This is a genomic window from Pseudoalteromonas sp. ABV4_021, from assembly GCF_056159365.1.
Window position 1 is genome coordinate 313,443 of the sequence record NZ_JBSWVB010000002.1, and the last position, 20,171, is coordinate 333,613.

General features: G+C 39.3%; 17 protein-coding genes. 9 read left to right on the top strand and 8 right to left on the bottom strand.

The window, feature by feature from the left end; translation table 11 throughout:
• A complete protein-coding gene (locus ACXAFE_RS15775; protein ID WP_475154507.1) occupies positions 1 to 3,303 on the top strand; it encodes a methyl-accepting chemotaxis protein in 3,303 nt (1,100 codons plus the stop codon).
• A gap of 39 nt (positions 3,304 to 3,342) precedes the next feature.
• Here the strand turns inward: ACXAFE_RS15775 and ACXAFE_RS15780 are convergent, their stop codons facing one another.
• Complete coding sequence (locus tag ACXAFE_RS15780; protein WP_010559222.1) at positions 3,343 to 3,771, bottom strand: Lrp/AsnC family transcriptional regulator; 429 nt, start codon at positions 3,769 to 3,771, stop codon at positions 3,343 to 3,345.
• 138 nt (positions 3,772 to 3,909) lie between these two features.
• Here ACXAFE_RS15780 and ACXAFE_RS15785 point away from each other — a divergent pair, with 138 nt between their 5' ends.
• The 5 genes from ACXAFE_RS15785 to ACXAFE_RS15805 all read left to right on the top strand — a co-directional run bounded on the left by ACXAFE_RS15785 (position 3,910) and on the right by ACXAFE_RS15805 (position 8,318).
• Complete coding sequence (locus ACXAFE_RS15785) at positions 3,910 to 5,115, top strand: aspartate aminotransferase family protein (protein WP_475154509.1); 1,206 nt, start codon at positions 3,910 to 3,912, stop codon at positions 5,113 to 5,115.
• Between the two features lie 14 nt (positions 5,116 to 5,129).
• Positions 5,130 to 6,152: an arginine N-succinyltransferase gene (gene astA, locus ACXAFE_RS15790; RefSeq protein WP_475154512.1), complete on the top strand. Its 1,023-nt coding sequence runs from the start codon at positions 5,130 to 5,132 to the stop codon at positions 6,150 to 6,152.
• A 74-nt stretch (positions 6,153 to 6,226) separates the two neighbouring features.
• Positions 6,227 to 7,030: a 2-oxoadipate dioxygenase/decarboxylase family protein gene (locus ACXAFE_RS15795; protein WP_475154515.1), complete on the top strand. Its 804-nt coding sequence runs from the start codon at positions 6,227 to 6,229 to the stop codon at positions 7,028 to 7,030.
• Positions 7,031 to 7,158: 128 nt separating this feature from the next.
• Positions 7,159 to 7,902: a hypothetical protein gene (locus tag ACXAFE_RS15800; protein WP_475154518.1), complete on the top strand. Its 744-nt coding sequence runs from the start codon at positions 7,159 to 7,161 to the stop codon at positions 7,900 to 7,902.
• A gap of 50 nt (positions 7,903 to 7,952) precedes the next feature.
• Positions 7,953 to 8,318 (top strand): hypothetical protein, encoded by a 366-nt coding sequence (locus tag ACXAFE_RS15805; protein ID WP_475154521.1) that lies wholly within the window; start codon positions 7,953 to 7,955, stop codon positions 8,316 to 8,318.
• On the opposite strand, the gene ACXAFE_RS15810 is transcribed toward ACXAFE_RS15805, so the two are convergent.
• Positions 8,315 to 9,295, bottom strand: coding sequence for a hypothetical protein (locus tag ACXAFE_RS15810; RefSeq protein WP_475154524.1), 981 nt, complete (start codon positions 9,293 to 9,295; stop codon positions 8,315 to 8,317). The two genes, ACXAFE_RS15805 and ACXAFE_RS15810, sit on opposite strands and share 4 nt — an antisense overlap.
• 208 nt (positions 9,296 to 9,503) lie before the next feature.
• Positions 9,504 to 10,385 (bottom strand): 23S rRNA pseudouridine(2604) synthase RluF, encoded by an 882-nt coding sequence (rluF, locus tag ACXAFE_RS15815; protein ID WP_475154525.1) that lies wholly within the window; start codon positions 10,383 to 10,385, stop codon positions 9,504 to 9,506.
• Between the two features lie 118 nt (positions 10,386 to 10,503).
• On the opposite strand from rluF, the gene ACXAFE_RS15820 reads away from it, so the two are divergent.
• Positions 10,504 to 11,289, top strand: coding sequence for a Rossmann-like fold-containing protein (locus ACXAFE_RS15820; RefSeq protein ID WP_475154529.1), 786 nt, complete (start codon positions 10,504 to 10,506; stop codon positions 11,287 to 11,289).
• A 104-nt stretch (positions 11,290 to 11,393) separates the two neighbouring features.
• A complete protein-coding gene (locus ACXAFE_RS15825; protein ID WP_010559231.1) occupies positions 11,394 to 12,983 on the top strand; it encodes an AbgT family transporter in 1,590 nt (529 codons plus the stop codon).
• A gap of 157 nt (positions 12,984 to 13,140) precedes the next feature.
• Here ACXAFE_RS15825 and ACXAFE_RS15830 read toward each other — a convergent pair whose 3' ends face one another.
• Positions 13,141 to 14,406, bottom strand: a complete 1,266-nt coding sequence (locus tag ACXAFE_RS15830; protein WP_475154534.1) for a DEAD/DEAH box helicase — start codon at positions 14,404 to 14,406, stop codon at positions 13,141 to 13,143.
• A gap of 106 nt (positions 14,407 to 14,512) precedes the next feature.
• A complete protein-coding gene (gene dapA / locus ACXAFE_RS15835; protein WP_475154537.1) occupies positions 14,513 to 15,427 on the bottom strand; it encodes a 4-hydroxy-tetrahydrodipicolinate synthase in 915 nt (304 codons plus the stop codon).
• A 146-nt stretch (positions 15,428 to 15,573) separates the two neighbouring features.
• Here dapA and ACXAFE_RS15840 point away from each other — a divergent pair, with 146 nt between their 5' ends.
• A complete protein-coding gene (locus tag ACXAFE_RS15840) occupies positions 15,574 to 16,176 on the top strand; it encodes a DUF6058 family natural product biosynthesis protein (protein WP_475154539.1) in 603 nt (200 codons plus the stop codon).
• Positions 16,177 to 16,218: 42 nt separating this feature from the next.
• Here the strand turns inward: ACXAFE_RS15840 and ACXAFE_RS15845 are convergent, their stop codons facing one another.
• The 3 genes from ACXAFE_RS15845 to ACXAFE_RS15855 form a co-directional block, all read right to left on the bottom strand.
• Positions 16,219 to 16,860 (bottom strand): outer membrane beta-barrel protein, encoded by a 642-nt coding sequence (locus ACXAFE_RS15845; RefSeq protein WP_475154542.1) that lies wholly within the window; start codon positions 16,858 to 16,860, stop codon positions 16,219 to 16,221.
• Positions 16,861 to 17,035: 175 nt separating this feature from the next.
• Positions 17,036 to 17,413, bottom strand: a complete 378-nt coding sequence (locus ACXAFE_RS15850; RefSeq protein WP_475154547.1) for a cytochrome b562 — start codon at positions 17,411 to 17,413, stop codon at positions 17,036 to 17,038.
• Between the two features lie 294 nt (positions 17,414 to 17,707).
• Positions 17,708 to 19,948, bottom strand: coding sequence for an acyl-CoA dehydrogenase (locus ACXAFE_RS15855; RefSeq protein ID WP_475154549.1), 2,241 nt, complete (start codon positions 19,946 to 19,948; stop codon positions 17,708 to 17,710).
• Positions 19,949 to 20,171: the final 223 nt, after the last annotated feature.

Here is a 20,171-nt window from a genome sequence, read left to right on the forward strand (position 1 = left end):
ATGACTAGGTTACCGCTAACTTTACGCCAATACTTTGCAAACATTGACTTATCAAAAAAGTTAACTCTGTCGTTTTTAGTTGTTGCAGTCGTTCCGCTGCTGATCGTGTTTATTATTGCCTATTACAACTCTTCAAACGCAATTAAATCACAAGTTTATAACCAGTTATCTGCAATAAGCAGTATAAAAAAAAGCGCGCTCGAACGCTACTTTAAACAAGTTGAGCTCAAGCTAGTGACCACCGCACTGAGCCCCACGACAAAGTCAGCCGCCATCGAATTTAGACAAGCGTTCGATGAAGTTAATATCAATAATATTTCAAAACCTGCCCTCAAAAACTATTACAATAATGTCTTTTTTGATGAATTTAAAAAAACAAACCCGAATATTCAGCAGCTTAATGTCAATTTTGATGCCTTAAGTTCGACGGCTGTTGCGCTACAAACTCGCTACATTTTAGACAATGCTAATCCAATCGGTAGTAAACAACAGCTAAGTAGCAGCGGTATAGGTGATTCGTACGATAATGTGCACAGCCAGTATCATGACTATTTTACCAATCTAACGGAATATTATGAGTTTTATGACTTGTTTATTGTTGATAATCGCACCGGAAATATTATTTATTCTGTTTATAAAGAGTTAGATTTTGCGACATCGCTACTTGATGGCCCGTATGCAAACAGCAACATTGCCAGTGTTTTCAAGAAGTCACAGAGCATAAAAACAGGAAATGACGTTGCGTTTATTGATTATCAACCTTATTTTCCCTCATATAACAATCCAGCAAGTTTTATCGCAATGCCAATCGATGGTGAAACTACCTTAATTTTCCAGCTTTCGATAAATGCGCTTAATAACATTATGAGCAATCGTGATGGTTTAGGCGAAACTGGTGAAACCTACCTTGTTGGCCCTGATAAATTAATGCGCTCAGACTCATATCTTGACCCAGAAAATCATTCGGTAATTAATTCATTTAAAAACCCTGAGAAAGGCACTGTAAATACCTACGCCATAGAACAATCATTACAAGGCGTAGCGGGACAAAAAATTATTGATGACTACAACGGTAACCCCGTACTCTCAACTTATCAACCACTTGAAGTGTTCGATATTACCTGGAGCTTACTAGCCGAAATTGATGAAAGTGAAGCTTTCGCTGCGGTTGATAGACTCGCACTCATTCTTACCTTAGTACTGTTATTAGTGATTGCGGCTGTTGCATACACTGCGCCTAAATTTGCTGCATTTCTAGCCGCACCGATTAAACATTTATCTGAATTAATGAAAAGTGTTGAACATACCGGTGATTTTTCGAAACGTACGACCGAAATGAATAACGATGAAATTGGCGATACGGCAGGTGCGTTCAACAACTTGCTTGCAAGTTTACAAGCATCAATAATGGACACCAATCGCGTTATGCAACAACTTGCTAAAGGTGATTTTGACGCTCGGATAACTACTGAATGTAAAGGCGAATTGGCATTACTAAAACAAGCAACCAATGATAGTGCAGAGTCCATAAGCTTAGCGATGTCAGAGTTAAACTCAGTCGTAAACGCAATGTCTCAAGGTAAATTTGATAAAACCATCAATTCACCTATGGCAGGCGATTTAAATACATTAAAAGACAATATTAATTCAACGTTATCAACGTTAGATTTAGCAATAAGTGACATTGTTAACGTTATGCAATCTATGGCTCAAGGCGACTTTGAGCAACAAGTAACGGTTGACTGTAACGGTAAATTGGACGAACTCAAACAAGGCATTAACCAAACTATTTCAAGCATTAACAACGCCATTAATACCATAGATTACACTATGGCAGAACTTAGTGATGGTAACCTTGACGCGCAGATTAGTTTACCACTCAACGGCCAACTAGATCTGTTAAAACAAAAAATTAACCAAACCATTCTAAATATTTCTACTGTTATTAACGACATTTCATTTGTTATGGCAAACGTCAGCGAAGGTAATTTTAGCTCCCAGGTTGAAAGTGAAATGACAGGTCAATTCGCGCGCCTTAAAGACGATGTCAATATCAGTATCAAGTCGGTAAATCACGCCATCAACGATATTAGCGCAGTAATGAATGGTATTAGCCAAGGCGATTATCGCCAACAAATAGACGCAACTATGAAAGGACAGTTAGATGCGTTAAAAACCAATATCAATAGCTCAGTCAACAGCGTTAAAGAAGTAATCACATCACTTAGCGATGTCGCCGAAGCGATGAAAAAAGGTGACTTTACGCAGTTTATTGAACTTGAGTTTAAAGGTGATTTAGCGCAGCTGAAAACAGATATTAACAGCTCTGTCACTGCGACGGCCACAGCCATTAACGAGGTTTCTACCAGTTTAGAGGCGTTAGCGAACGGTGATTTGAGCAAGCAGATGCAAGGCGACTTCCACGGTATTTTTTCGCAGCTACAGCAGAATATAAATCGCACCACAAAACAACTAATTGATGTAATAGGCAATATTCAAGCGTCTGCCGAAGAAGTAAAACAGTGTGCAAAAGAAATCTCGGTCAGTAATACGGAAATTAGCGAACGCACGGAAGAACAAGCTGCAAGCCTAGAACAAGCAAGCGCAAGCACCAAAACATTACTCGAAGAAGTATACGGCGTCGTCGAACAATCAAAACGTGCGGTATCACAAAGTAACATTGCCACTGAAAGTGCGAAACAAGGCAAGTCACTGTCGCTTGAAACCCAGCAATCCATTGAAGAAGTAGAAAAATCCAGTAAAAGTATTAATGAAATTGTTGAAGTAATTGATGGACTTGCCTTTCAAACTAACCTGTTAGCACTAAATGCCGCGGTGGAAGCTGCGCGTGCTGGCGAGAATGGCCGCGGTTTTGCCGTGGTCGCAAATGAAGTACGTGAACTTGCAAGTCGCAGTGCAAAATCCGCAAAGCAAATTCGCGATATTATTTCTGACAGTAACGATAAAGTACATCTAGGTAGTCAATTATCGGTTGCATCTGGTGAGAAGCTATTACAAATTGTGGCGCGTGTTGAAGAAGTAAACCAAAGTATTCATAAAATCAGTGAAAGCTCTAACAATCAAAGCCATAGCTTAAAAGAGGTTGATGTGGTTGTGCAGCGATTAGCGACTATCGTACAGCAAAACTCAGCGGTAACTGAAGAAACTATGGCAGCTGCCAATTTAATGGCTGAGCGTGCGAACAATATGAATAATCTACTGGAGTACTTTAAAACCAATAGCCCCACTGAGCCGACACCAATGATTTCGGGAGAGCTGATCCCAGCCAGTAGACGGGCATAAACATTGTGTGGCGTCATATTCTAAACCAAGTTTTTGCAATTAGCGCTTAAACTTGGTTTCTAGAATAACAGAAGATGTAGTGCGCTCTACGCCATCTAAATTACCGATTTCGTCGAGCGTATGACTCAGTTGCTCTAACGAGCTTTCTTCTACGACAGCTATTAAGTCGTATTCACCGCTTATTGCATACAACTGTGAAATAGCGGTAAATCGCTTTAATTCGACATTGGTTTGCGTTGTTAATTTTTGTTTAACCTTGATGGATACGTGCGCGCTCACCCTATTTTTTAAATAATCTTCACCAAGCTTTACGCTGTAACCAGTTATAACACCGGTAGACTCAAGTCGGGCAAGCCTATTTTGTATGGTTGAGCGGCTCAAAGACAGCTTTCTCGCTAAGTCTGAAACGCTCAAACGCGCGTTTTCTTTTAGCGCATTAATTAAACTTTTATCTGTATCGCTAATCATATTGACCAAAAGTATAAACAATTTGCTAAATAATATCGTTAATATGGTTATTTTTACACTACAAAATGGCCCTAATAGATTCAATAATTGAAATAATTAAATTTTAAGTAATTAGACAACAAGATTGAGGAAAGAATAATGGCTGTAAATCGTGCTTTATTTGATGATGTAATGGTACCTAACTATGCCCCTTCAGCGGTAATTCCAGTTAAAGGCGAAGGTTCACGTGTATGGGATCAAAACGATAAAGAGTTTATCGATTTTGCAGGCGGCATCGCTGTAAACTGTTTAGGCCATTGTCATCCTGCTTTGGTAAATGCGTTAAAAGAACAATCAGAAAAAATTTGGCATTTATCGAACGTATGGACAAACGAACCAGCACTTCGTCTTGCTAAGAAGTTAGTAGATGCAACGTTTGCTGACAAAGTTTACTTTGCAAACTCAGGTGCTGAATCAAACGAAGCAGCGCTTAAACTTGCACGTCGTTTTGCCCTTGATAACTTCGGTGCAGAAAAATCAAAAATTATCGCATTTAACAAAGGCTTCCACGGCAGAACGTTCTTTACCGTAACGGTGGGTGGCCAAGCGGCCTATTCTGACGGTTTTGGTCCTAAGCCTGGTGATATCGTTCATTGTGATTACAACGACCTAGATGCCTTTACAAAACTAATCGACGACAACACATGTGCTGTAATGCTTGAACCACTACAAGGTGAAGGCGGTATTATTTCGCCAACACCTGAATTTATCCAAGGTGTTCGCGAGTTATGTGATAAACACAATGCCCTACTTATTTTTGATGAAGTGCAAACAGGTGTTGGCCGCACAGGTACACTTTACGCGTATGAAGGTTTAGGTGTAACGCCAGATATCCTTACAACAGCGAAAGCATTAGGTGGCGGCTTCCCAATTGGCGCGATGATCACCACGACTGAAATCGCTAAACACCTAAAAATTGGTACTCATGGCTCAACATATGGCGGTAACCCACTAGCGTGTGCAGTTGCAGAAGCTGCGTTTGATACGGTTAACCAAGCGGATGTACTTGACGGTGTTAGCCAAAAAGAAGCGCTTTTCCGTGAAGGTTTAGATGCAATTAACGCTAAATATAATGTATTTAGTGAAGTACGTGGTAAAGGTTTATTAATCGGTGCAGTTCTAAACGATAGTTACAAAGGTCGTGCTCGCGATTTCCTAGTAGCGTCTGCAGATAACGGCCTTATGGCGCTTGTAGCAGGTGCTGATGTAGTACGTTTCACACCTTCATTAGTTATTCCAAATGAAGATATTGCTGAAGGTCTTGCGCGTTTTGAAAAAGCCGTAGCGGCGGTTGTTAACGGTTAATAACCAAGCTGGCTATGTTAGTACTTAGACCAATTACAAAAGACGACTTTGCTGCTTTGAAAGAAGTAGCAAAAGCGTCTGGCCACGGCTTTACATCACTTCCTGTTTGCGATGATTTACTAGAAAGTAAAATTAATCGTGCTGTAGAGAGTTTTGAAAAAGACGTAAGCGCGCCGCGCGATGAAGGCTACTTATTCGTATTAGAAGACACCAAAACAGGTGAAATCGTAGGCACAACTGCAATTGAAGCTGCTGTTGGACTCGATGTACCACTTTATCATTATCATATGGGCAAGACAGTTCATCACTCCAGTACACTTGGTGTATACAACACAGTTGACATTCTAACCATGTGTAACGATTACACAGGTGCCACTGAAATCTGTACTTTGTTCTTAAAAGAGTCACACCGCAGTGGTTTGGCAGGTCGTTTTCTATCACGCATTCGCTTTTTATTTATGGCCCAGCATCAAGCACGTTTTTCAAACCGTGTAATCGCAGAAATGCGAGGTGTCTCTGATAAAAATGGCCATTCACCATTTTGGCAATGGTTACAAGAACACTTCTTTTCAATTGACTTTCCAACTGCTGACCATTTAATTGGTACAGGTAATAAGGTATTTATTTCCGAGTTAATGCCTAAATACCCTATTTACGCCAATTTGCTCAGCAAAGACGCACAAGCCGTCATCGGTAATGTTCATGATAAAACAAAACCCGCGTTAAGATTGTTAGAAAAAGAAGGCTTTGAATTTCGCGGTTATGTTGATTTATTTGATGCTGGACCAACCGTTGAAGCGCAAATGGATAACATAAAAAGTGTACGCGAAAGCCGTTTGCTTACAGTGAAAATTGGTAAAGGCCAAAGTGTTGATACCTATGCGATTGCAAACCTTGAAGTCAATGCATTTAAAGCTGTATTTAGCTGTGATATTTCAATTGATGATAATGATGATACGGCAATCATCGACAGTGAATTAGCATCAGCGCTTAACGTTGAGTGTGGCGATTCAATACGAATTTTAAAATTAAGTTAGGTCGTGCTTAAACCTACTTTAATACACAATTAAAGTGTTCAGGTCGCCCTGTTCACTAATACAAAGGTAATATTATGCACAACAATGTAGATACATTATTTGAAAACTTATGGCAAAGCTATTTGGACGTAACGCCATCGGCAGTTAAAGTTCACAAATTATTAGGTGATACGCAGCAAACAGATGTGATTAATGACCACATTGCATTACGTACATTTAATATTGAAAAAGTGGGGCTTGAAAAACTTGCACAACACTTTTTAGCTGTCGGCTACACAGAGTGTGGCGAGTATCACTTTGAAGCCAAAAAACTGTATGCAAAGCATTTTGAGCACAGCGATCCAACCAAACCAAAAGTGTTTATTTCTGAATTACTTGTTGAAAAGTTTTCGCCTGAGCTACAAAAAACAATTCACGCATTAGTTGAACAAATTGACGAAGACGCAATTACTGCTGATAATTTCTTATATTCAGGTGCGCATTGGCAAATTGACTCAGCAACCTACGCAAAACTATTAGAAGAATCTGAATACGCGGCGTGGACTGCAGCTTGGGGTTATCGTGCAAATCACTTTACTGTTAGCATTAATCACCTCGCTAACTTTGAAACAATTCAAGCAGTAAACACAGCACTTAAAGATGCAGGTTTTGAACTAAACAGTTCAGGTGGCGAAATTAAAGGTTCACCAGAAGTACTGCTAGAGCAGTCTTCAACACTTGCTGATAAAGCAGACGTAACATTTAGCGACGGTGTTAAAGCGATCCCTAGCTGTTTTTACGAATTTGCACTGCGTTACGCAAAACCAGATGGTGATATTTACACCGGTTTTGTTGCAGCATCGGCAGACAAAATTTTTGAAAGTACCAACGCACGCTAATTGGTAGATAATAAAAAACGAGCCAATGGCTCGTTTTTTATTATTCGCTCACTATACTTAATAAACTGTGTTGTAACTGCCGCTATTATTTAAAAAAGCGGGTTTATCGAGAGCCTAAATACCGTTTGATGAAATATATTTTACTGCTTTTATTTTTTTTACCGTTGCAACTAACCGCAAGACAAAGCCAAGTTGAGGTATATACCTATCATAATATGCCGCCTTACGTTATCGACTTGGAACAAAAATCAGGATTATATTTTGAGTTCGTCGATTTACTCAATCAAATGAATTCTGGCTATCAGTTTAAATTGGTGTACATGCCACGAAAACGCATTGACCACCGCTTAAAGCAAAACAAACTAAACGGTGTAGTTATTGGTGTAAATCCCAAGTGGTTTAGAGATCCTACTCAATCACGCTATCATTGGACGCCGAAAATAATGTCCGATCAAGATATATTTGTGAGCTTAAGTAAGCATCCTGTGATTGTGAACGAATTATCAGATCTTGAAAGCAAACGGGTTGGTGGCATTCATGGCTTTAAATACGTAGGTGTAGATTCGTTAGCAAATCAGCAAAAATTAACCCGTGTAAATACACAAAGCGAAACGCAATTATTTGATATGTTGAAAAAAGAACGTATTGATACTGCGATATTGAGCTATTACACCTTTCTTTATTTAAGTAAACAAAACCACAACGACTTCTACATTGCAGAAAAACATCACGATACATTTACTCGCCATATCATGTTGCCTAAAAGCCAAAATAACAGCTTATATTTAACGTTAAATTCAATTTTAATCTGTGAAGACTTTACGAAACACTGGAAACAACGCCTACTAAATTATACTATGCCTGTTCATTAGTATTTTATTTCTCTCACATGTCACATAAAAATTGTCTGCTAGCTTCATTTATGACAGCGCTTGTCAGCGGGTGTTTTATTCTTTTAGATGTTGATTTTCTTCAACATTCTAATGAGATATTTTGGCATGTTCCCTATCGTTCCTTTGTTATTATGTTATGCCTAGTTGCCGTTGCCTGCTCTGCAAAATTAATCGCACGTCCAACATTTTTTCAACAGAGCATTGCCAATATTGGACTATACGCTGCATTAAGTTGGTTTCCGGTATCGTTAATTTTTTCAGGTAACGTGCGCAACATATTCAGCGCCAGCAGTTTAGTCAGTTATGATGTATGGCTTATGTTTAGTTTGCTGCCGCTCGTAAGCACAATCTTAATTAGTCTGGTGTTTGTTTATCAAAAAATTTTTAGTCACTAAGTTGTTGGTATTGTTACCGAGTATGTAACAATATTATTATCTGAATGTGCCACTTGGTGGGTCTCTAAGTTATTTGTTTTTAATCGATAACTAAAAAAGCAATGACTTGTATTGATCGCACCTAGCCCACCCAAAGACTTTAACCAAGGCTTTGCATACCAAGTGCCATAAAGTCCCATTGTATAAGCACATGAACGTAAGTTCGTTAAATTTGGAAAGTACTTAGACCACACCGTTGTATACAGCTCGGTAACAACCAAAGAGTAAGGCGACGTATTATCACCATTGTTTAATCGCGCCTTTAATGTATTCAACATTAAATTTCGACGTCGCCAATTAACCTCTGTCGTCGGTCTTGGTGGGTGCATTGCAAATACATCGAGAGTTTGCTTGTTAAATACTATGCCAAGTGACACCAAATCACCTCTTTCATCTAAAAAGGATGTTTTTTGCTTTTTACTGATTGGATACTTACTGATAATAGCAATATTACTCGGCAGACTTTCTTTTTTGCGAATCCCGTAATTAAAGCGCCCTTCACTTAATGCTTTTAATTGATTGATATGCAATTCATTGACATTGAAAAGAATTATTAACCCGGCATTGTGTTGTGTTATTTCTCGATAAATCGGTGAAAGCGCCAAGTCTAGCGAGTCATCAAACGTGTATTGCAACACTTTTATCGCATCGCTCTCTCGCTGGTTAACTAACTCTTCTGTTTTGCCAATAAACAATGTGCTGTTTAGATAGGCATTAAAATTTGCAGCAATCAATAATCCACTAACAAGCAGAAAAATTACCATTACGGTGCGATTCCAAAAACCCAACAGTAGACTTAACACGATTGATAGCAGGGCAAACTGGGTTTGTAGACTGGCCAACAAATCAACTTGATAAATCGATTTTATGATCTCAAAGCGTGGCGTTAATTGCCCTAAAAAAACAACAAACAAAGCTAATAAAATCAGTGTGCGCACAGTTATTCTCAGTTTTTAACTTAGTGTTAAAAGCGTAGTCTAATGTAGTCACTTATGCTTAATTTATGTTAATATGTTATGAAGATAGCTGTTTGATCAATGTGTAATAAATCGCAGGCAAGATAGCTAAATGTTACACAGAAATGCGTTGTACACGGTATTTCAACGCAATAATGGGCGGCATGCGCCCATTATTTAAAACATAAATTTATTTGCGTTTTAAACTTAATGTACCTGAAAGGCGCTTCGCAGGTTTTCTAGATTGCTCCTGACGTTTATGTTTATCACGCGGTTTTTCACTCACTTTTGAACCGTCATGTGACAAAGGTTTAAACGTTTTTTTCGCTTTTTTATTATGGTCCGTTGAACGTTCTTGCGTTTTACTTGAATCAGCGATTGATGCATTAATTTGCGCCATTTCGCTCTCGCTTAAAAAGCGCCATTGCCCCACCGCTAAATCATTTAACGATACATTCATAATACGAACACGTTTTAGCTTAGTTACTTCAAATCCTAAGTATTCACACATACGACGGATCTGACGATTAAGCCCTTGTGTTAGAATAATATTAAAGCGTTTCTTGCCAAGTTGTTTAACTTTACACGGTTTTGTAATGGTATCGAGAATAGGAATACCTGACGCCATCTTTTCAACAAAATGCTGGTCAATTTCTTTATCAACGGTGACTATGTATTCTTTTTCGTGATTATTACCCGCTCGCAATATTTTGTTGACGATATCACCTTCGTTGGTCAAAAAGATAAGCCCTTCTGAGGGTCTATCTAGGCGTCCTATTGGGAAAATTCGATCTTTGTAATTGATTGCAGAAACAATATTACTTTTAATTTTCTTTTCGGTTGTACTGGTAACACCCACAGGCTTGTTGTAAGCAATATAAACGCGTTTTGGTTTTGCCTTTAATGACTTACCGTTAACCGTAATGGTATCAGCATCAGATACTTTTAAGCCCATTTCGGCAACTGTTCCGTTAACCGTAACTTTACCCTCTGCGATTAACGTATCGGCTTCTCGACGTGAACAAATACCGGTTTCACTGATATATTTGTTTAAGCGCTTTAATTCACTCATATCTAAACAACTAAATAATCTATAGCGCTATTGTAATTCAGCCACATTTAAAACGCTTGCGTTTTCTCAGGTAAATGCACATGTTAGAATAGCGTTTTTGTTTTAGCACTTTGATTTTATGTTCTTAAAACCCAACTGGCGTATTCTTACCATTGGCGATGGCGACCTCACCTTTTCGTATTCGTTACTTGCTCATCACCAAATAACACATTTATCAGCGTCAGTATTGGATGCGAAAGCAACCATCATGGATAAATACAGTAAAAATGGCATTAACGGATTAAACAGGTTAAAAGCCAATGTTCATTATGAACTTGATATAACAAACGCTAAAACCTGGCCAAATACCCTTTTCGGTGCGTTTGATTTAGTAATTTTTCAATTTCCGCTTGTACCTGCAGTTAAGTCAAAAGATGCGTTTGATCAGGCCCCAAATCAAAATATTGTAAATCGTAACTTGCTACGTAAATATTTGCTCGCATGTTTTGACTACTTTTTAGATAAAAACGGTGCGCGTCTAAGTTACATCACTTCAAAAGAAGTTAAACCTTATAGTCATTGGCAGATTGAGACCGATCTTGTCAACGACACATCAATCGCTTACTTGGGTAAACAAGCGTTTAACTATTCACTTTTTCCTGACTATCAAATTCGCAATGTTGACCGTGATAAACAGGTTAAAGACACTAAAGGCTTTATTTATTGCTACTCCGATGTATCACAGCCAGAATCGGTGATAAATCAATTTACCCCTTTTGCTTTTAATAAAGCCGGTTATTGCCCGCTATGTCGTGTCGGCCCGTTTACATCTGAAGAAAACAAGCAACGCCATTTAATGTCGAAAAAACACATAAAACTCGCCACATATCAACAACAGTGGTTTGACTTCTTAGCACAGCAATAATCACCGCGACTTGGCGGTGTAACGCGCGGTTAACCGCATCAGCCTTGGTAATATCTACGTATTATGGTATGTTGCGGGCATTTTTATATTAACCGTTATTATTCATGTCAACGATAGAAGTAAACTCTCAAGATAACCAAAATAAAGGGTTGTTTAATCGCTTTTTAGCAACCGTCGAATTCCTCGGTAATTTACTGCCTCACCCAATCACCCTATTTGCAATGTTCTGTGTTGCTATTGTTATTTTCAGTGGTATTGCAGATTGGATGGGGGTAAGTGCTATTGATCCTCGCCCAGAAGGTGCTAAAGGCCGCGCACCAGATGGTGTGATTGAAGTTGTATCGCTTATGAGCGCTGAAGGTTTACAACGAATCGTGACTGGACTTGTTACTAACTTCACAGGTTTTGCGCCGCTTGGTACGGTACTCGTCGCATTATTAGGCGTAAGTGTTGCAGAGCACTCAGGTATGTTATCAGCAGCAATGCGCGGCATGGTAATGGGCGCGCCAAAACGCCTAGTAACGTTTATGGTGGTGTTTGCCGCGATTTTGTCTAACACAGCGTCAGAACTTGGTTATGTCGTACTTATTCCGTTAGCTGCAATGATCTTCCACAGCCTTGGTCGCCACCCGTTAGCAGGTCTTGCGGCCGCGTTTGCCGGTGTTTCGGGTGGTTACAGTGCTAACCTGTTACTGGGTACAATTGACCCATTACTTGCGGGTATTACAACGCCAGCAGCACAAATGATTGACCCAACATATGAAGTAGGCCCAGAAGCAAACTATTACTTTATGGCCATATCAGTAGTATTAATCGCCTTTGTTGGTACTTGGGTTACGGAAAAAATTGTAGAGCCTCGCTTAGGTAAATACAACAATGATGAAGCAAGCATTGATTTAGCGGATAACAAAATCGACCACTTAACTGACGTTGAACGTAAAGGTTTACGTTACGCTGGTCTTGCTTTTTTAGCGACGTGTGCCGTACTTGCAACAACAATCGTGCCTGAAAACGGTATTCTACGTCACCCAGAAACCGGATTAGTGGCGGGTTCTCCTTTCTTAAAAGGGATTGTTGTATTTATCTTTGTAACCTTTGCTATTCCTGGTTTTGTGTACGGACGCGTTGTTGGTTCAATGAAAAATGACCGCGATATCATTGATGCCATGTCTAAAAGTATGAGCTCAATGGGTATGTACATTGTGTTAGTATTCTTCGCTGCGCAATTTGTTGCATTCTTTAAATGGACCAATTTAGGTACTATCTTAGCGGTTAAGGGCGCAGCTATGTTAACTGCATTAAACTTGACTGGCCCTGAAGTGTTTGTACTGTTTATATTTATGTGTGCCGTGGTTAACTTGAGTTTAGGTTCATCGTCGGCACAGTGGGCAATCACCGCGCCAATATTTGTACCTATGTTAATGCTTATCGGTTATGCGCCTGAAACAATTCAAGCAGCTTACCGTATTGGTGATTCGGTAACTAACCTTATCACGCCAATGATGAGCTATTTTGGCTTAATACTCGCGGTGGCAACCAAATACAAAAAAGATATGGGCATAGGAACACTTGTCGCAACCATGCTGCCATATTCAATGTTCTTCTTTGTGGGCTGGGTATGTTTATTCTACTTATGGGTATTCGTACTGGGTATGCCAGTTGGCCCTAATTCACCAATCTACTACACGCCATAGTCGGTTGAGCCTGCTAAGCGCCATTGGCGTTATCTATTTTAAATAAAAATAGGTTACGCAATTTAGGGTAAAAAAAAGGAGCAGTAAATGCTCCTTTTTTGTATTTAAATTTCGCTTTCTTAACTATTCGAGAACAACGAAATATTAAACTTGCTTGTTACTTCTTAAATGCTTTTCTGATTTTCTGACGATTTTGCATCTTAGCTTCTGCACCGTACTGTGTTGCTCTATTAGAACGAATACGCTTTTGCAGTGAGGTTTTCTTACCGATTTTCTTTATTAAGCCATCGCGGTTACTTACTTCAAAGCCAGGGTAATAAATACGCTTAACCTTGTCTTGAATTAAGTCTTCAATTTGCGCAAGTACATGCTCTTCTTCACGACTAACTAATGAAATAGCAAAGCCCTTTTGACCCGCGCGACCTGTACGCCCGATACGGTGAACATAATCTTCAGCAAGGTATGGCAAATCAAAGTTAATTACGCGAGGTAGTCCGGCAATATCCAAACCGCGAGCCGCAACTTCTGTACCCACTAAAATAGTGGTTTTCCCCTCTTTAAATTCACGTAATGCGCGGCGACGATTACCTTGGCTTTTATCGCCATGCATCACACCAACAGTAACGCCGTATTGAGTAAGCTCGTCAACAATTAACTGTACATCTTCTTTAATGTTGACGAAAACCAATACTTGCTTCCATCCTTTACGACAAATAAGCTCTGACAATAGCTCTAATTTTCTGTCGTTTGATACGGGATACGCAACATGGGTGATTGTACTAGCCGTTTCGTTATCTCTACTTACCTGAACAATTTTGGGATTTTTAAGTGCTTTTGTAGCAAACTGTTTAACTGCCGACGGATACGTTGCTGAAAACAACAATGTTTGTTTATTTTTGTCACATTGCTCTAAGATGGTTTCAATATCAGAGCGAAAACCCATATCTAGCATACGGTCTGCTTCGTCAAGTACGACATGACACGCGTTATTAAGCGCAAAATTACCTTTACGTAAATGTTCAATTAAACGCCCTGGCGTTGCGACAAGAATATCGCAGCCTTTATTAACACGGTTAATTTGTTTATCGTGCTCTACACCACCGAAAATTGCAACCGACTTTAAATTGTTAAACGCCGTAAATTGCTTAATGTTATGATCAATTTGATCAACGAGTTCACGCGTAGGCGCTAAAATCACAGCACGAATTGACTCGCCCTTGGCGTTACTATCAAGTAGCTTTTGAATAATCGGCAGCGCAAACGCTGCTGTTTTACCTGTGCCTGTTTGCGCACTTGCAAGCACGTCGTGACCACGACGCACATGTGGTATCGCCATTTTCTGTACTGGCGTTAGTGATTCATAACCCATTTTCTCTAGTGCTGATAAAATCGAGTCAGCAAAGCTAAAGGATTTGAAATTCATAATATTGGAAACCTATTGAGGGAATTGCGTTAATTATAACAAGGAAAGTACTGTGCAGAATAGCTAAAAGCGATCGTTTAACCGATCGCTTTTATAAAAACGGGTGTTATGGGGTAACGATAAAATCGCTTTGTGCGAGTTGATTAAGCGAATTGCCAACGAGTTTATCTTCAAACTGGCGCATTAATCCCATGCCTGTTTCGATTTGCTGATCATTAAGCGCCACATACGGTAAGCGGAACACAGGTTTAACCGCCCCCGATAACGCCAATGCGGTATTAATCGCGATTGGATTTGGCTCACAAAATAACCACGCCATTAACTGTTGGCATTGGTCGTTAAGTTCATTATTTTCACGGTCCATTAATTCACGAAAGACACTCGGAATTAAATTTGACGTAACTGAAATCACACCATGTGATTTGGCTTTGTGACGACTTTCATGGGCTTCGTCGTCGTTACCAGACCAACATGCAATGCCTTTACTTTCATAATATTCAATTCGCTCATTACCGGCACATTCTTTTACACCAATAAAGTTTTCTGACTGAGCAAGCTGTTCAATAATATCAGGAGTTAAATCTTGACCCGTACGCCCCGGTACGTTGTAAATAAATGCAGGACCAATCGCTAATACACGTTCAAAGTGAGCAATAACTCCTTGATTTGACGTGCGTCCGTAGTAAGGATTAATTTGCAGTGCTGCATCCATACCTGTAGCAAAACCATACTCTGTGGCTTTAATTGCTTCTTTAGTATTGTTACTGCCGGTATTACCAATAATAAGTAATTGGCCTTTAAATTTGTTAACGCTATGGGCGATAAGCATTAAATGCTCTTCCCAATTCATTAACTGGCCTTCGCCCGTTGTACCACCCACAATAATGCCATCTACACCAGCTTCGATTTGCTTTTCAACTAGCATGTCGTAAGTGGGTAAATCAATTTCGCCATTGCTGTGGTAAGGCGTTTTTATTGCGGTGATTAGACTCGCTTGTTTAATTGTGGCAACGTTTGTCATAGCTACTTATCGTTATAAAAATTTGCACTATTTTAACCATAAACAAGGTGTCACGTAAGTAGGTAACAAGTCTTAGTTAAAATTTGTTGTTATTTTTATTAGTTACGATAAGATAACTGTACAAATATACAGTTAATTATTTTGCAATGGCTATATCTGAATACTTCGAAGATTATTTCTACTCGTTAAAACAGCTTTCTTTGCACACGGGGGTGAAAGAGCACATCTTAAATGAGTGGCAAGACGCCTGTATTTTGCCAAGCGCCGCCTACCATTTAAAAAACCAAGTGCAGTCGAGCTCGTTTTTTGGCATCTGTGATTTCAATGAAGAACAAGAGTATTACGCCCGAGGCTATACTAAATGGATAGACTTATTAAAGAATCATTCAGAGCTAAGTTCAGCGCAAGCATATACCTTGTTCTATCAGCAATATGCAAAATCAGTAAACGATTTGGCGGCAAAAGGCTTTGAACTTAACGCCGAATATTTCGAAAATCTTGAAGAGCAAATTCAAAACCATTGGCAATTATTTTTGGCGGGTAAATATGGCGTTATCACAGCAAATGGTTTTATACATGAAATTGTTGCGCTAGAAGCGGTAGATTACTTAGTTAATAACTGTGAAATAGGTGACGAACAGTTAAGTAAATGTTTGCGCCTACTTGAGCGCACTTTAAGCTACCCGCCACAGCAGCTAAATTGTGTATCAAATGCGCATAAATTACTAAAGCGCCTTAAAGATTTATAGTCGAGTACTTAGCGATATTAAAAATATCGCTAAGTCCTAAATCTAAAATCGGAACAGTAACGACACACTTAATGTATCGGTTTTAATTTCAGCAATTTCAGTTTTCTCATAATCTAGGGTAAGCGCCATTGATTTGCTGATGCCGTAACCGATTCCCAGACCACTGACTAAAGACGTGCCGCGGTCGTCAATTTTTTGTGTGGCTAATGCGCTATCTTGATATATCAGTTGCTCCATTTTATTGTCCCAACCGATCACACCCACTTGCGCTTTTAAAAATAGCTTATCATTAATAGGTAAAGTACCGACCAAACGTAAATCTGCCGCTAACGTTTCAAATTTGCCTTTATGCTTTGTGGTACTTGTTTTTTTACCTTTGCTATCGGTGGTTTGTTCTGACACTTTGAAATCGGCTACCCCAAAACGCGACACACCGCCTTCTATGGCAACAAATCGGTTAAATTGAAAGCCAACTAAAATCCGTGCACCAAAACCACTATCACTGGATTTATACTTATATTCACCGAGGTTTTCGTCCACAACCGATGGTTTAAAATCAAGCGATTTAAATTGTTGCTGTTGTAAACTCAAACCGTAATATGCAAATTGATTGTGGTTTTTTGCATGTGAATTAAGTGAAAACACACTGACAATGAGAAAAAATAAATAAGTTAAGGGTTTCATTATTGTCCTTAAAATGAAAATAAACGGTGATCGCGCACCAGAACCGATTAAAACACTCTTATCTGTAAGATAAGTGCTTAGACGTTATCAAGGTTATAAAAGAAACGCCGAATAACGGCGCAATATAATGCAAATTGAAAAATGATTTATCAAGTAAAATTACAATTATTAACAGTTAGTTACCAAATAATAGCTGCCAGAAACTCGGCTCATGAATCTTGTGATATTGCTTGCGTAATTTATCAATTTCGGTCAATTGTTTTTTAGCAGTTGGCAAGTCGTTTACGTTTTGCTTAATTAACGCAACGTGTTTAAGTACACGCTCGATTCCTTGGTTCGATTTCTCCGATTCACGGTTAAAGCCAATTTGTTGCGACTTACGTAAGGCATTTTCAATATCAGTTAAATGAGTAAGCAACTCATCTGATGTTTGCGCTGTTTTGGCTTCTTTGTAACTTAGTGCCATTTCTTTCATCACTAACGCTAGCTCTGATTGTTCAGCTGAGAGTGAAAAACACATTATAAAAATCGATAAAAGGAAGGTTTTTTTCATACTGCTCTCTTGTTACCTAAATCGCTAAGTATTCTAATTAATAGTGCCGTGATACTAATACCAATTCACTTAAATAGCTGATCATCCTAGCGGGATAAATATCGTGCAAACTTCGTTAGAATGTATCAATGTGGAACAATTGCATTAGAAACATTCCGCCTTGGTATCATTTATTAAGTACTATCCCTAGTCTCACACTTAACAGAATCGATATTAAAAATCGCGCCCATTGTAACAAGAACATAAAAAAAGCCAATCACATAGATTGGCTTTGCAAGTACGTTAGGATTCTAATTAGCTAACTTGTTTTAGCTTTGCCTGTTCTGGCTTTAGTAAATTCATATCAAAATCGAATTCATCAACGCGTATTGCCAGCTCACGTTTTACGTTGTAGTCGACCAGCATTTTATACTCATCTGCCGTGATAACGTTTGCTACCAATGCATTATCGAGTGTTTCAGCGAAACGTACGCCTGCTTTGATTTCTTTCTTACGCAGCGACTTTTTAATCTTAGCTAGCATATCTAAACACTCTAGTTTAGCTAGGTACGCTTGCTGGTTAATGTCGTGTCCATCGCCATTTGAAGCATGTACTAGGTGCGTTAATTGCTTTTTAAATTTGGTATTTAACTGGCACTGATGCGCAAGTTCTCTTACCAAATCATCATTGATACGCATTGTGCTTTCAGAGTAAGTTACTGTAATTAGTCGCATAAACTTACGTGTTGCACCTGATGGGAAGTTTGCTAAGAAATCGCTTATTGCGTTTTCAGCTTGTGCAATGGCCCAACGTGTTGCGTAATGGAAGTACGGTGCTGCTTGTGCACGGTCTTCAACAGACACTTTTTGCTCGTAGTAACGAATTGATGCCATTGCTGCGTATAAATAACTCATTACATCACCTAAGCGCGCTGATAGTAGTTCAGCTTGCTTAAGTTTGCCGCCAAGTACAAGTAATGAAAAGTCTGCGTATACTGCAAGTTTTGCTGAAAGTTTATTTACCGCTTTTTCGTACTGACGCACTTCAGACAGTTTTGACTTCGCGCCTGCAGTAAATGGCAGTAAACCTTTAGTAAATGCACTTAAACTGTTACCAACACTGTAGCCAATTGTTTTAGTTAACAATCCGCGGAACGTAGCGTCTGCATTTTTTTCAGTACTGTGAATTGATTCAACCATGCTTTGTAGATGCGGGTGACAACGCATTACACCTTGACCAAAGATCATAAGGTTACGCGTAAGAATGTTTGCACCTTCTACTGTGATTGCAACTGGTTGACCAAGGTAACCTTGCGCTAAGGTATTTTGTGGACCACATTGAATTGCTTTACCGGCTTGAATATCCATTGCTGAATTTAGTACATCACGGCCAAGCTCTGTCATATGGTACTTTGCAATTGCAGTTACAACTGATGGTTTTAAGCCTAAGCCCAAACCTTCTGTTGTTAATACACGCATTGCTTCTTGTAAGTACGTTTTACCCGCAATATCAGCAAGCTTTTCTTGAATACCTTCAAATAAGCCAATGCTTAAACCAAATTGCTCACGCACTGCTGCGTATTCTGATGCTGATTTAAGTGCTACGTGTGCAGTTGAACAACCTAATGCTGGTAATGAGATACCACGGCCCGCGCCGAGACAACTTACAAGCATTTGCCAACCGCGACCAATGTTCTTTTGACCACCAATGATAAATTCCATCGGTACAAAAACACTCTGACCACGTGTTGTACCGTTGTAGAATTTAATGCCCATTGGGTTATGGCGATTACCCAGTTCAACACCTGGGTGGTCTTTTGGAATTAGCGCACAGGTAATGCCTAAATCTTCTTCGCCACCAAGTAGACCTTGTGGATCTTTTACTTTAACCGCAAGGCCAAGTACTGTTGCAATTGGTGCAAGCGTGATATAACGCTTATCCCACGTTAACTCTAAACCAAGTACCTGTTTGCCTTGGTATTCGCCCATAGTTACGATACCTTGGTCTGGAATACCGCCAGCATCAGAACCCGCTTCAGGGCTTGTTAGTGCAAAACATGGAATATCTTGGCCGATAGCCAATTTAGGCAGGTAGTGCTGACGCTGCTCTTCCGTACCATAGTGCATTAATAGCTCCCCCGGACCAAGTGAGTTTGGTACCATTACGGTTACTGCAACGGCTGTGCTTTTGGTGGCGATAGTCGCAACAATTGTTGAATTCGCATACGGGCTAAACTCTAAACCACCATACTGTTTAGGAATAATCAGTGAAAAGAAACGATTTGACTTAATAAACTCAAGAATATTGTCAGGCAAATGATTTGAACTTTGGATCTCAGTTTCATCAATCATGTCTAACAATTGCGCTACTGGACCATCTAGGAACGCTTGCTCTTCATCGCTTAGTTTTGCTTCAGGCACAGCACGTAACGCATCAAAATCAGGCTTACCTTGATAGATAGAACCTTCCAACCAAACATCGCCTGCATCTAAGGCTTCTTGCTCTGTTACTGAGATACTTGGTAATACTTTTTTCAAACTTGTTCTTAAACTCATGGCTACTCATCCGACCAGATAATTTTTATACATTACGTCATAAAATTTTGTTTAGATCAATTACTCTAGTTAAAAAAATTAATAAATTTATTACATTTAACAACTATGCAATTGATTTGATTATATTTTTAAATATGCACACATGTACGCTGAAACGTTGTTTTGGAATGTTTTTTTGGGCTAAATTTGCGTATTAGAACAAAGCGCAGGCTGTAATTTAAAC